Source organism: Pseudomonas sp. TE4620 (genome assembly GCF_056279045.1).
The window spans coordinates 5,663,065-5,676,731 of sequence record NZ_JBWBQO010000001.1; the positions used below are offsets into that span (position 1 = coordinate 5,663,065).

Below are 13,667 nucleotides of genomic sequence, written 5' to 3' on the forward strand. Positions count from 1 at the left end.
AATAGACCAGCGGGGTGCCTATCCTCGCAGCCTGGACGGTATCTTTAAAGAGGTGAAACGCAGCGGTACGCAGGTTAGGATGGCGCGATGCGGTAAATGAGGTAATGAGGATTCCCATGTCTGACACGTTCAACAACGCTGTGCCCAGCCAGGTCGAGATCGTCGATCGGGCCACTTGCTACAAGGGCTTCTACCGCCTCGACAAGGTGCGCCTGCGCCACGAGCTGTTCGCCGGTGGCATGGGTCGTGAGATCAGCCGCGAGCTGTTCGTGCGCCATGATGCGGTGTGTGTGCTGCCTTACGATGCCCAGCGCGACGAAGTGGTGCTGATCGAGCAGTTTCGCGTCGGCGCCATCGGCAAGGTCGACAACCCCTGGCTGATCGAACTGGTCGCCGGTCTGATCGACAAGGACGAACAACCGGAAGAAGTTGCACACCGTGAGGCCGAGGAGGAAGCTGGGCTGGTGTTCAGTACGTTGTGGCCGATGACCCGGTATTTCCCGTCACCGGGCGGCAGCGACGAGTTTGTGCATCTTTACCTGGGCCGTTGCAGCAGCGTTGGGGCCGGTGGCCTGCACGGGCTGGAAGAAGAAGGCGAGGATATTCGCGTGAAGGTCTGGGCGTTCGAGGATGCGCTGCAGGCCGTGCGCGACGGCAAAATTGCCAACGCGGCAACCATCATTGCCTTGCAATGGCTGGCCTTGAACCGCGCTGAAGTCAGGGGGCTATGGTCGTGAATCTGCTGCGCGAGCGCTACCGGGTAGATCTGGTCGGGTTGCAGGCTGCCTGCGAGGCCAACTATGCGCGCCTGATGCGCCTGCTGCCCGACATGCGCAGCACCCAGAGCTCGCGCCGGATCGGCATGACCCAGGGCGACCAGATGCTTGGCGTGCTGGTCCTCGATGTAGTGCTCGCCTGTCCCTACACCACCACCTTGCGCGTGCGCCAGGAGCACAGCCTGCCCTGGCTGCCGGTGCCGCAGCTGGAGGTGCAGGTCTACCACGACGCGCGCATGGCCGAAGTGGTCAGCGCCGAGCACGCCCGGCGTTTTCGCAGTATCTATCCGTACCCCAATGCGGCCATGCACCAGCCGGACGAAAAGGCCCAGCTCAATCTGTTCCTCGGTGAATGGCTGAGCCATTGCCTGGCCTGTGGCCATGAGTTGGCCGTCGTTCGCTGAAATGTGATGACGGTCGTTTTCGAGTATTTGCTCAACGCCCGCCAGCCGCCATAATCGCGCTGAATCCGTTCAAGGAGTCGGCCCTTGCCGCAACCATCGATCCCCCCTAGCGACGCGCCGGTGTATCTGGTGCAACTGACCGACAGTCATTTGTTTGCCGACGCGCAAGGCACGCTGCTGGGCATGAATACCCGCGACAGCCTGCAGCGGGTGATCGAGCGGGTACGCGACGAGCAGCCGCGGATCGACCTGCTGCTGGCCACCGGCGATTTATCCCAGGATGGTTCGGTCGAGTCCTACCGCTGTTTTCGTGACCTGACCGCGAGCCTTGAGGCCCCCGCGCGCTGGCTCGCCGGCAACCATGACGAGCCGCTGCCAATGGAACAGGCGGCGCAGGGCACTGATTTGCTTGATCCGCAGGTGGATATCGGCAATTGGCGAATCCTCATGCTCAACTCGGCGGTGGCCGGTTCGGTGCCGGGCTTGCTCGATGACGGCCAGCTCAGGTTGCTAAAGAGCGCCTTGGACGAAGCGCCCGAGCGCCATCACCTGATCTGTTTCCATCACCAACCGGTATCTATCGACTGCGCCTGGATGGCGCCGATCGGCTTGCGCAACGCCGACGCACTGTTTGCTGTGCTGCAAGGTTATCCACAGGTACGGGCCTTGCTCTGGGGCCATATTCACCAGGAGTGGGACCAGGTTCGCGACGGCGTGCGGCTATTGGCCTCACCCTCGACCTGCATCCAGTTCGAGCCGCGCAGCGAAGACTTCAAAGTCGGCGAGCAGGCCCCCGGCTACCGCTGGCTGCGCCTGCAGGCGGACGGCTCGATCGACACCGGCGTGTCGCGGGTCAGCGACTTCGAATTCACCGTCGACTACGAAGGCGACGGCTATTAAGTGTTGCCAAATCGCTGAAACTGCTGCATCTGCCGTCTAACAGGCTAAAATGCGCGCTTTCCTGCCTGGCGATCCAGGCATTCAAGGCGCATCGGGGGCGGCATGTCGGGTTCGATTCTCTATATTCACGGGTTCAACAGCGCGCCGTCGTCGAAGAAGGCCAGCCAGCTGGTAGCGGTCATGGCCCAGCTGGGGCTGGCCGAGCGCCTGCGCGTGCCGGCCCTGCATCATCACCCGCGCCAGGCCATCGCCCAGCTTGAGGCGGCGATTGCCGAGCTCGAATCGCCATTACTGGTCGGCAGCTCGCTCGGCGGCTACTATGCCACCCATCTGGCCGAGCGCCACGGGCTCAAGGCCCTGCTGGTCAACCCGGCGATCAACCCGCACCGGCTGTTCGACGGCTACCTGGGGCCGCAGCAGAACCTCTATACCGGCGAAACCTGGGAACTGACCCTGGACCACGTGCAGGCTCTGGCCGAGCTGGAAGTGCCGGCGCCGACCGATGCCGGGCGCTTTCAAGTGTGGCTGCAGACCGCCGATGAAACCCTGGACTACCGCCAGGCCGAGCAGTTCTACCGTGCCTGTGCACTGCGCATCCAGGCCGGTGGCGATCACAGCTTCCAGGGCTTTGCCGAACGCCTGCCAGCCCTGCTGAGCTTTGCCGGCATTGCCCCGCAGCAGTATCAAACACTCGATTTTTCTGTATTTTGATAACCTATTTTCACCCACGACTGACGACGAGAACCCATGGCCATTCCCAGCGCTAGTGCCTATAACGCAGACGCCATCGAAGTCCTCTCCGGCCTTGACCCGGTGCGCAAGCGCCCGGGCATGTACACCGACACCAGCCGGCCGAACCACCTGGCCCAGGAAGTGATCGACAACAGTGTCGACGAAGCCCTGGCCGGGCACGCCAAGTCGGTGCAGGTGATCCTCCACGCCGACCATTCCCTGGAAGTGTCCGACGATGGTCGCGGCATGCCGGTGGACATCCACCCTGAAGAGGGCGTGTCCGGGGTCGAGCTGATCCTCACCAAGCTGCACGCGGGTGGCAAGTTCTCGAACAAGAACTACCAGTTCTCCGGCGGCCTGCACGGGGTGGGTATTTCGGTGGTCAACGCCTTGTCCAGCCAGGTGCGGGTCAAGGTCAAGCGCGACGGCAATGAGTACCAGATGACCTTCGCCGATGGCTACAAGGCCACCGAGCTTGAAGTAGTCGGCAGCGTTGGCAAGCGCAACACCGGCACCAGCGTGTACTTCGCTCCGGACCCCAAGTATTTCGATTCGCCGAAATTCTCCATCAGCCGCCTCAAGCACGTGCTCAAGGCCAAGGCCGTATTGTGCCCGGGGCTGCTGGTCAGCTTCGAAGACAAAGGCACCGGCGAGAAGGTCGAGTGGCACTACGAAGACGGCCTGCGCTCCTATCTGGTCGACTCGGTCAGCGAGTTCCTGCGCCTGCCCGACGAGCCATTCTGCGGCAGCCTGGCCGGTAACAAAGAGGCGGTCGACTGGGCCCTGCTGTGGCTGCCCGAAGGCGGCGACAGTGTCCAGGAAAGCTACGTCAACCTGATCCCCACGGCCCAGGGCGGTACCCACGTCAACGGTCTGCGCCAGGGCCTGCTCGATGCCATGCGCGAGTTCTGCGAGTTCCGCAACCTGCTGCCGCGCGGCGTCAAGCTGGCGCCGGAAGACGTCTGGGAGCGCATCAGCTTCGTGCTTTCGATGAAAATGCAGGAGCCGCAGTTCTCCGGGCAGACCAAAGAGCGTCTGTCCTCGCGCGAGGCTGCCGCGTTCGTTTCTGGCGTGGTCAAGGATGCCTTCAGCCTGTGGCTCAACGCTCACCCGGAGGTGGGCATGCAGCTGGCGGAGCTGGCGATCAACAACGCCGGCCGGCGCCTGAAGGCGAGCAAGAAGGTCGAGCGCAAGCGCGTCACCCAGGGGCCGGCACTGCCGGGCAAGCTGGCCGACTGCGCCGGCCAGGACCCGATGCGCGCCGAGCTGTTCCTGGTCGAGGGTGACTCGGCCGGCGGTTCGGCCAAGCAGGCGCGGGACAAAGAGTTCCAGGCCATCCTGCCGCTGCGCGGCAAGATCCTCAACACCTGGGAAGTCGATGGCGGCGAAGTCCTGGCCAGCCAGGAAGTGCACAACATTGCCGTGGCCATTGGCGTCGATCCCGGCGCTGCCGACATGAGCCAGTTGCGCTACGGCAAGATCTGCATCCTTGCCGACGCCGACTCCGACGGCCTGCACATCGCCACCTTGCTCTGCGCGCTGTTCGTCCAGCATTTCCGCCCGCTGGTCGAAGCCGGCCACGTCTATGTGGCCATGCCACCGCTGTATCGCATCGACCTGGGCAAGGAAATCTACTACGCCCTCGACGAAGCCGAACGCGACGGCATCCTCGACCGGCTGGTGGCCGAGAAGAAGCGCGGCAAGCCGCAGGTCACCCGATTCAAGGGCCTGGGTGAGATGAACCCGCCGCAACTGCGGGAAACCACCATGGACCCGAACACCCGACGCCTGGTCCAGCTGACCCTCGACGACCTGGACGGCACCCGCGAAATCATGGACATGCTGCTGGCCAAGAAGCGCGCCGGCGATCGCAAGAGCTGGCTGGAATCCAAAGGCAACCTGGCCGAGGTCCTGGCTTGATACGTGTGGCCCTGACTGCGGCTCTGGCGCTGTTGACGCTTCCGGCACTGGCCGCGCCGTGGCCGGAGCTCAAGCTGGTCGCCGAACACCCGGTCGAGGGCATGCGTGGCGGCAATCTGTCTGGCCTGAGCGAATGCCGAGGCGGGCTGTGGGCGGTTTCCGACCGCGATGACGAGCTGCTTTACCGCCTGGATACCTCGGCTGCCGTCTGGCAAGCCGAAGCGCTACACATGGATGTACCGCCGGTACCGGACAGCGGTTTGCCCTGGGGCTTGCGCTCGCGCACCTGGGCTGCCGCGCAGGTGCGCGGCGGCGAGCTGGACTTCGAAGGCATCAGCTGTGATGCCGCCGGCAACCATTACCTGGTCAGTGAAGCCCATGCGGCCGTGCTGCAGGTGCCAATGGAAGGCGCGCCCAACTGGCTGAAGATCGACCCGAGCATGGTCCGCCAGGCGCGGGCCAGCGGCATGCTGCTGCACTTCAATGCACTGTTCGAAGGCCTGGCGGTGAGCCCGGCCGGCGACCGTATCTGGCTGGCGGCCGAGCGCGAGCGCCGCGGCCTGCTGCTGATCAACCGCCAGCAGACCACCTGGAACTGCGGCAACGGTTGTGTGCTGCTCAGCGAAGCCGGGGTCGAGATGCAGCCGCCGCAGATGCCCAGGCCGCGCCCGGTGTCGCGCGACTTTGCCGACCTGGCCCTGTTCAACGACAAGCTCTTTACCCTGGAGCGCAACGCCTATCGCATTTGCCGGCGTGATGCGCAGACAGCCAAGGTCGAGCGCTGCTGGTCGTTTGCCGCCGATGCCCTGGCCGAACCCCGGCGTTACTCGCAGCCATTCGGCCTGGCCGAGGCGCTGGTGATCGATGACAAGGGCGCCTGGATTGGCCTGGACAACAACGGTGCGACCCGCCAGGACGGCGAATCGCGACCGATTGTCTGGCGCTTTGCCGCGCCGGCCGGCGGCTGGAGTGGCAAATCGTGAGCCAGCCGCCGGGCAAGCGTGCTGGCCGGGTACTGCTGATTCTGGCCTGGGCGGCCGGATTGTTCCTGGCCACGCGCTTTTTCGGCGAATGGGAGCAGCGTCAGGCCAACCCCAATGCCGTGGTCACCTCGCAACACGGCGAGGGTTACATCGAAGTGCAACTGGCCGGCAACGGCCAGGGGCATTTCGTCGCCGATGGCCGGATCAACGGCCAGACGGTACATTTTCTGCTCGATACCGGGGCGACCGACGTGGCGATCCCCGAAGCCCTGGCCGGCAAGCTAGGCCTGGAGCGCGGCGCGCCGGTGATGTTGAGCACCGCCAATGGCCGCACCCAGGGCTACCGCACGCGCCTGGACCAGCTGCAGCTGGGCGATATCCTCCTGCGCAATGTGCGCGCGCTGGTGGTGCCGGGGCTCGATGGCGAACAGGTTTTACTGGGCATGAGTGCCCTGAAACAACTCGAATTTACCCAGCGTGGCGGCACCTTGCTGCTGCGCCAGAACCTGAAATGATGAGGCCCGCATGAGCGACTCCCTTGATCTCAGCCTCGATGGCGTAGAGCGCCGGTCACTGGCTGACTTCACCGAACAGGCCTACCTCAACTACTCCATGTACGTGATCATGGACCGCGCCTTGCCGCATATCGGCGACGGCCTGAAGCCGGTGCAACGGCGCATCGTCTATGCCATGAGCGAACTGGGCCTGGACGCCGACTCCAAGCACAAGAAGTCGGCGCGTACCGTCGGTGACGTGCTCGGCAAGTTCCACCCCCATGGCGACTCGGCCTGCTATGAAGCCATGGTGCTGATGGCGCAGCCGTTCAGCTACCGCTACACCCTGGTCGATGGCCAGGGCAACTGGGGGGCGCCGGATGATCCGAAGTCCTTCGCCGCCATGCGCTACACCGAGGCGCGCCTGTCGCGCTACTCCGAAGTACTGCTCAGCGAGCTGGGCCAGGGCACTGCGGACTGGGTGCCGAACTTCGACGGCACCCTCGATGAGCCTGCGGTGCTGCCGGCGCGCCTGCCGAACATCCTGCTCAACGGCACCACCGGTATCGCCGTGGGCATGGCCACCGACGTGCCGCCACACAACCTGCGCGAAGTCGCCTCGGCCTGCGTACGCCTGCTCGATGAGCCCAAGGCCACGGTCGAGCAGCTCTGCGAGCATATCCAGGGCCCGGACTACCCGACCGAAGCCGAGATCATCACCCCGCGTGCCGAACTGCTGAAAATCTACGAAAGTGGCCGTGGTTCGGTGCGCATGCGCGCGGTTTACCGCATTGAGGACGGCGATATCGTCGTTACCGCGTTGCCGCACCAGGTCTCCGGGGCCAAGGTGCTGGAGCAGATCGCCGCGCAGATGCAGGCCAAGAAGCTGCCGATGGTCGCCGACCTGCGCGACGAGTCGGACCACGAGAACCCGTGCCGCATCGTCATCATCGCCCGCTCCAACCGGGTTGACCTCGACGAGCTGATGCAGCACCTGTTCGCTACCACCGATCTTGAGTCCAGCTACCGGGTCAACGTCAACATCATCGGCCTGGATGGCCGCCCGCAGCTGAAAAACCTGCGGGCGCTGCTGGTCGAATGGCTGGAATTCCGCGTGCAGACGGTGCGCCGCCGGCTGAAGTTCCGCCTCGACAAGGTCGAGCGCCGCCTGCACCTGCTCGAAGGCCTGTTGGTAGCCTTCCTCAACCTGGATGAAGTTATCCACATCATCCGCACCGAGGACCAGCCGAAAGCTGCGCTGATTGCCCGCTTCGACCTTACTGAAACCCAGGCCGAGTACATCCTCGAGACCCGCCTGCGCCAACTGGCGCGCCTGGAAGAGATGAAGATCCGCAACGAGCAGGACGAACTGGCCAAGGAACAAGCCAAGCTGATTGCCCTGCTGGGCAGCGAAACCAAGCTGCGCAAGCTGGTGCGTGCCGAGCTGATCAAGGATGCCGAAACCTACGGCGACGACCGCCGCTCGCCAATCGTCGCCCGTGCCGAAGCCAAGGCCCTGTCGGAAAACGAGCTGATGCCGACCGAACCGGTCACCGTGGTGCTCTCGGAGAAGGGCTGGGTGCGTTGCGCCAAGGGCCACGATATCGACGCCACGGGCCTTTCCTACAAGGCTGGCGATGGCTTCAAGGCCGCCGCTGCCGGGCGCTCGAACCAGTTTGCCGTGCTGATCGACTCCACCGGCCGCAGCTACTCGCTGGCCGCCCACACCTTGCCATCGGCCCGGGGCCAGGGCGAGCCGTTGACCGGCCGTCTGACGCCGCCACCGGGCGCAAGCTTCGACTGCGTGCTGCTGCCCGAAGATGACGCCTTGTATGTGATCGCCTCCGACGCCGGTTACGGCTTCGTGGTCAAGGGCGAGGACCTGCAGGCCAAGAACAAGGCCGGTAAAGCCCTGCTCAGCCTGCCCAACGGTGCCAAGGTCATTGCCCCGCGCCCGGTCGCCGATCGCGAGCACAACTGGCTGGCGGCGGTGACCACCGAAGGCCGCCTGCTGATCTTCAAGGTCAGCGACCTGCCGCAACTGGGCAAGGGCAAGGGCAACAAGATCATCGGCATCCCGGGCGACCGGGTGGCCTCGCGTGAAGAATTTGTCACTGATCTGGCGGTCATTCCCGACGGCGCGACCCTTGTATTGCAGGCCGGCAAGCGTACCCTGTCTCTGAAGGCCGACGACCTTGAGCATTACAAGGGCGAACGTGGGCGCCGGGGCAACAAATTGCCCCGTGGCTTCCAGCGGGTTGACGCGCTGTTGGTCGAAATTCCCGGATAAGCCGGGTTAGACAGCCTGAACGGGTATTTTCGTGCCCGTTCGCGGTTGAAACACTGGAGTCGAGCCGCTATTTCGCGGATGATAGGCCCCTTGCGGTACCAGCGTGGCTGTGTATCCGAACGAATCTATATGAGTATCACTGCGGTTTGCCTTGTGGCGACCGCCTGGATGGGATGATGAAATTTCTGCGCCTTCCGTTGGTTCTGCTGTGTGGCGTGCTCGGACTGGCTGGTTGCAGCATGCACCAACCGGTATCCCTGTATCAGCTCGACAGCGGTGAGCCTGGCCAACCCAAGCAAAGCGCGGGTATGGCAGTGGTTCTCGGCCCAGTGTCGATTGCCGACTACCTGCAACGCGAAACCCTGCTGCAACGCCAGGCCGATGGCAGCCTGACTGCTGCCACCGATGGCCGCTGGGCCGGTAGCCTGTCGGCCGACATCGACCAGTTGCTGGTCCGTCAGCTGGCCTGGCGTCTGGACAGCCAACGTGTGGTCCTGGCCCCGGCCAGCACCGGTTTCACCCCGGATGTACAAGTGCTGCTGTCGATTACCCGCCTGGACTCCGGCACCAACCAGCCAGCGATTCTCGACGCCCAGTGGCGCCTGCTCGATCGCCGTGGCCAGGTCCGTGACAACCGCATCGTGCACCTGGAGCAGCAGCACCAGGGTAGCGAGAGCGCCCAGGTACAAGCCCAGGGCCAGTTGCTGCAAAAGCTCGCCGAGCAGTTGAGCATTGCCTTGAAGCCGCTGGCCAACCAGCCGGCAGTGGTGGAAGAACAACAACCGAAGAAAGCTGCACCGGTACAAGTGCGCAAAGAGCCGGAAAAGCCGAAGATCCCGTTGGCTACGCCGATTCGTACCGACCTGGAAGTGTTCCGCTTCTAAGTCGAGGACTTACAAGAAGCCCGCAGCGATGCGGGCTTTTTTGTGCCCGTGTGGGAGCGGCGGTGCGGCGATCCGACTTGACCCGCGATGCGGCCGGCGCAGGCGACACATCGGGTTGCTAGCGTTTTTGCGGGGCAAGCCCGCTCCTACAGGGCAATAAAAAAGGTTCTTCACGGAATCCCGGGGGCTATGATTCTTGGGTTGGGTTGCGGACTTATCCATTCGGTGTGGCGCCGCTGTTGGCCCCTTCCGCCCTTACGGCGGGTCCCTTTTGTTCTTGGCAAAAGGAACCAAAACCGCTCGCTCCAGCGTAGGGCCGTATGCAGGAGCAAGCGGTTTTGCCTACTTCTTCCCAAGAGAAAAGTAGGCCGCCGTAAAGGCGGAAGGGGCCAGCAGCAGCCCCAAACTGAATGGATAAACTCGCAGCCTCAACATCCCAACCCGGGATTCCGTGAAAAGCCATAAAAAAGCCCGCATCACTGCGGGCTTTTGCTCTGCCAAGGGGTCAGCTCTTGACCCGGCGCTCATGCATCCGCGCCAGTTGCCGCTCCAGCATCGATGGGTACGGCTCCATCAGACGCTCGACACAGCAAGCGCCTTCGGGGCTGGCGATCGGGCGAATCCGCGCACGCTGACGAACCAGGGCGTCGTCGCTGATCTTGCGCTCGACCAGCAGCAGGTTGCGGCTGTGCTGCGACAGGGCCAGGGCGTCCTGGGCTTTTTCGGTCAGCAGCAGGTCGATCTGGCTCAGGCCGTGCAGGTCTTCACCCAGGGCCAGGCCCAGCTGCAGTTGCAGGGTAATGCCGCTGTCGGCCACTTCGATTTGCAGCTCATGGCCCAGGGCACGCAGCAGCTCGCCACAGCAGATGGCATTGGTGAGGTAGTCCTCGCCGCTGTCCTGGCTGTGGAACAACAGCAGGGTGCTGCCGTCGTTGAGGGTATGCACTTCGCTTTCATACAGTGAGGCTGCCTGGTCGAGGCAGTCGCGGTAGCGTTCCAGCAGCTCGGTCAGGCGCGTGCGCGGCAGGCGTCGCAGTTGCTCCTGGGAGCCCAGTTGCACCGCCAGCACGGCGCTGGCCTGTGGCTCGCGGTTGACCGGGGCTGCCAGGGCAGGGGCGGGGCTGTGGTCCTCGTCGAGCAGGTCGGCGAAGGCGTCATCGCTGTCGTCGTCCGCTACAGGCTTGACCGGTTTGGCGGCCTTGGCCACAGCCGGTTGTTCGTCGAAGCTCGGGTCGCGCAGGTTGCGCACTTCGAACTCCGGCTCATCCTCATCCTCATCGAAGGACTCTTCTTCAGGCTCGATTTCCCGTGGTGGCGGGGCCAGGCGGGTGTGCAGCTGACGCGCCAGGTCGCCGATTTCATCCTGGCGTTCGATGGCCGGGGTGAACTCGTTGATGTCGCGCAGCCAGACCCGCAGCTGCAACAGCGGCGTGGAGATGTAGCGGCCCAGGCGCAGGCTCATGGCTAGCGCCAGGGCCAGCAGGATACCGGCAAGGATGCCCATGCTCTGCAGGCTGATGGTCAGCGGCTGCTGGAACTGGCTCATGTCCAGGCTGATGCGCAGTTGCCCGGCGGTCACGTCCTGGAAGGTGATCTTGGTCTGGTACAGGCCTTCGGCTTCACCCAGCAGGCCGTTTTTCGGGCGCTGGCCGGCTTCGGCGAGGATCCGGTTGTCGACGCTGTAGATCGCCGCATGGGCCACCAGCGGGTTCTTCACCAGGTTGCCCAGCAGCACGTTGAGGCTGAGGATGTCGTTGGACACCAGCAGCTCGGTGGCCGAGGTGGCGGTCTGGGTGGTCAGGCTCTGCCCGAGGGCATCGGCCTGCTCATGCATGGCTTCCTTGAACTGCAGGCCCATCACGCAGGCGTAGATCACCAGCGCCAGTGCCACCAGAAACACGTTATGGCAGGCGATACGCAGCGCCAGCGGTATTCGGCGTTGGCGCAGGGCGTGGAAGATCAGCAGGAAGAAGTTGTCGGTCTTAACGGGCGTGGGCCGGTTCACAGAGCGCGGCTCTTTATGTCGGAGAAGTTGCTGCGCAGTATAGCGAGCGCTCAGGGGCGGGCAAAGTATCGACTGCGCCCGATGGTCAGCGAAAATCGGTAGAATGCGCTTTTTTTCAACGAGTCGGAGCCCGTCTTGCGCGAAATCGTTCTGATTAACATCACCGGTGAAGACCGCCCGGGTCTTACCGCCGCCATCACCGGCGTCCTGGCCCAGGGTGGAGTGAACATCCTCGACATCGGTCAGGCGGTGATTCACGACACCCTGTCCTTTGGCATCCTGGTCGAAATTCCGGATACCGAGAAGGCCTCGTCGGTGCTCAAGAACATCCAGTTTGCGGGTAACGAACTCGACCAGCAGGTGCGGTTTACCCCGGTTTCCGAAGCCGACTACCAGAATTGGGTCGAAGGCCAGGGCAAAGCCCGGCACATCGTCACCCTGCTGACCCGTCGGGTGACTGCCGAGCAGTTGCAGCGGGTCAGCTCGATTACCGCCAAGTACGGGCTGAACATCGACCATATCGATCGCCTCTCGGGCCGTGTCGCGCTGGACACCCCGGCCGAGCAGAGCAAAGGCTGCATCGAGTTCTCGGTACGTGGCGAGCCGGCTGATCCGCAAGCCCTGCGCGCCGAGTTCCTCAGCGTCGCCCAGGAGCTGAACGTCGACATCGCCTTCCAGCAGGATTCGCTGTTCCGTCGCAACCGCCGCCTGGCGGTGTTCGACATGGACTCGACGCTGATCGAAGCCGAAGTGATCGACGAGCTGGCCAAGGCTGCCGGGGTCGGTGAGCAGGTATCGGAAATCACCGAGCGGGCCATGCGTGGCGAGCTGGATTTTCGTGCCAGCTTCAAGGAGCGCCTGGCGCTGCTCAAGGGCCTGGACGTTGGCGTGCTGGACCAGATCGGTGCGTCGCTGCGCCTGACCGAAGGCGCCGAAACGCTGTTCGCCGAACTCAAGCGCCTGGGTTACAAGACCGCCATCCTCTCCGGTGGCTTCACCTACTTTGCCAAGCAGCTGCAAGCCAAGCTGGGCATCGACTACGTGTTCGCCAACGAGCTGGAAGTGGTGGATGGCAAGGTGACCGGCGTGGCGGTCGAGCCGATCGTCGACGCCCAGCGCAAGGCTGACCTGCTGGGTGAGCTGGCGCGCAAAGAAGGCCTGCAGATGGAGCAGACCATTGCCGTCGGCGATGGCGCCAACGACTTGCCGATGCTGGCGATCGCCGGCCTGGGCGTGGCGTTCCGGGCCAAGCCGCTGGTCAAGCAGTCGGCCAAGCAGGCGATCTCGACCCTGGGTCTCGATGGTGTGCTTTACCTGCTGGGTTTTCGCGATCGCGACGCTCGCGCCTGACGGACCTGGCTCCCACAGGTACAAAAAAGCCCGCATCGCTGCGGGCTTTTTCAGTTTCAGGCCTGTGCCGGCAGTGCCAGGCGCTCGCCCATGCTCACCGCAGAGCCGGCGCCGAGCTCTTCGGCCCATTTCACCTGCTCTGGCCCGAACAGCACCACGGCCGTCGAACCGAGTTTGAAACGGCCCAGCTCCGCGCCTTTTTCCAGGTGGATCGGCGCGCGGCTGGCTTCGTCGTAGCGCACCGTCTTCAGTTCACGCTTGGGTGGCGTTACCAGGCCGGCCCAGACGGTTTCGATCGAGGCGACGATCATCGCACCCACCAGTACCACGGCCATCGGCCCGCGCTCGGTGTCGAACAGGCAGACAACGCGCTCGTTGCGGGCGAACAGCTCCGGAACGTTTTCGGCAGTGGTCTGGTTGACCGAGAACAACCGGCCCGGTACGTAGATCATCTCGCGCAAGGTGCCGGCCAGCGGCATGTGCACGCGGTGGTAGTCCTTGGGCGACAGGTAGATGGTCGCGAACTGGCCACCCATGAACGGCGCGGCATTGGCCGGATCGCCACCCAGCAGCTCGAGGGCGCTGAAGCTGTGGCCCTTGGCCTGGAAGATGCGGCCGTGCTCGATCGGGCCGAGCTGGCTGACGGCACCGTCGGCCGGGCAGAGGATTGCCCCCGGGGTTTCATCCAGCGGACGTGCACCGGGCTTGAGGGCGCGGGTGAAGAAGGCGTTGAAGTGCTCGTAGGCGGTAACGTCTTCGACCAGGGCCTGGGACATGTCCACCTGGTAGCGCTTGGCGAACCAGCTGGTGAAGGCGTTCTTGAACCAGCGCACGCGGCATTCGGCAACGCAGCCGGCCAGGCGCGAGAGCAGGTGGTGGGGCAGCAGGTACTGGCTGATGATAAACAAGCGGGATTTCATTGGGTTTCC

The 13,667-nt window shown here is 64.0% G+C and carries 12 protein-coding genes; 10 read left to right on the forward strand and 2 right to left on the reverse strand.

The features are described 5' to 3' along the window. The first annotated feature begins 116 nt into the window (after window positions 1-116). From ACZ9A3_RS26250 to ACZ9A3_RS26290, 9 genes are all read left to right on the forward strand, one after another. Window positions 117-737: an NUDIX domain-containing protein gene (locus ACZ9A3_RS26250; protein WP_093376764.1), complete on the forward strand. Its 621-nt coding sequence runs from the start codon at window positions 117-119 to the stop codon at window positions 735-737. After that, complete coding sequence (locus ACZ9A3_RS26255) at window positions 728-1,180, forward strand: DUF1249 domain-containing protein (RefSeq protein ID WP_045193762.1); 453 nt, start codon at window positions 728-730, stop codon at window positions 1,178-1,180. Before ACZ9A3_RS26250 ends, ACZ9A3_RS26255 begins: the two co-directional genes overlap by 10 nt. A gap of 84 nt (window positions 1,181-1,264) precedes the next feature. Then, a complete protein-coding gene (gene cpdA, locus ACZ9A3_RS26260; protein WP_093376759.1) occupies window positions 1,265-2,080 on the forward strand; it encodes a 3',5'-cyclic-AMP phosphodiesterase in 816 nt (271 codons plus the stop codon). Window positions 2,081-2,182: 102 nt separating this feature from the next. Then, complete coding sequence (locus ACZ9A3_RS26265; RefSeq protein ID WP_045193759.1) at window positions 2,183-2,791, forward strand: YqiA/YcfP family alpha/beta fold hydrolase; 609 nt, start codon at window positions 2,183-2,185, stop codon at window positions 2,789-2,791. Window positions 2,792-2,827: 36 nt separating this feature from the next. Continuing rightward, entirely contained in the window at window positions 2,828-4,732 is a 1,905-nt protein-coding gene (gene parE / locus ACZ9A3_RS26270) for a DNA topoisomerase IV subunit B (RefSeq protein WP_045193757.1), read from the forward strand. Next, window positions 4,729-5,715 carry an esterase-like activity of phytase family protein gene (locus ACZ9A3_RS26275; protein ID WP_476253275.1) on the forward strand — a complete coding sequence of 329 codons (987 nt, stop codon included), beginning with the start codon at window positions 4,729-4,731 and terminating at the stop codon, window positions 5,713-5,715. The genes parE and ACZ9A3_RS26275 overlap by 4 nt, the downstream gene beginning before the upstream one ends. Continuing rightward, on the forward strand, window positions 5,712-6,230 hold the full coding sequence (locus ACZ9A3_RS26280) for a retropepsin-like aspartic protease family protein (RefSeq protein WP_045193755.1): 519 nt from the start codon (window positions 5,712-5,714) through the stop codon (window positions 6,228-6,230). Before ACZ9A3_RS26275 ends, ACZ9A3_RS26280 begins: the two co-directional genes overlap by 4 nt. Window positions 6,231-6,240: 10 nt before the next feature. After that, window positions 6,241-8,499, forward strand: a complete 2,259-nt coding sequence (parC, locus tag ACZ9A3_RS26285; protein WP_045193754.1) for a DNA topoisomerase IV subunit A — start codon at window positions 6,241-6,243, stop codon at window positions 8,497-8,499. 176 nt (window positions 8,500-8,675) lie between these two features. After that, window positions 8,676-9,383 (forward strand): PqiC family protein, encoded by a 708-nt coding sequence (locus tag ACZ9A3_RS26290; RefSeq protein ID WP_045193753.1) that lies wholly within the window; start codon window positions 8,676-8,678, stop codon window positions 9,381-9,383. A 505-nt stretch (window positions 9,384-9,888) separates the two neighbouring features. Here ACZ9A3_RS26290 and ACZ9A3_RS26295 read toward each other — a convergent pair. Continuing rightward, window positions 9,889-11,388, reverse strand: a complete 1,500-nt coding sequence (locus ACZ9A3_RS26295) for a histidine kinase (protein ID WP_476253276.1) — start codon at window positions 11,386-11,388, stop codon at window positions 9,889-9,891. Between the two features lie 135 nt (window positions 11,389-11,523). Between ACZ9A3_RS26295 and serB the strand changes: the two genes are divergently transcribed. Then, window positions 11,524-12,738, forward strand: coding sequence for a phosphoserine phosphatase SerB (serB, locus tag ACZ9A3_RS26300; RefSeq protein WP_045193750.1), 1,215 nt, complete (start codon window positions 11,524-11,526; stop codon window positions 12,736-12,738). A gap of 56 nt (window positions 12,739-12,794) precedes the next feature. Here serB and asd read toward each other — a convergent pair whose 3' ends face one another. Then, window positions 12,795-13,658, reverse strand: coding sequence for an archaetidylserine decarboxylase (gene asd / locus ACZ9A3_RS26305; protein ID WP_045193749.1), 864 nt, complete (start codon window positions 13,656-13,658; stop codon window positions 12,795-12,797). Window positions 13,659-13,667: the final 9 nt, after the last annotated feature.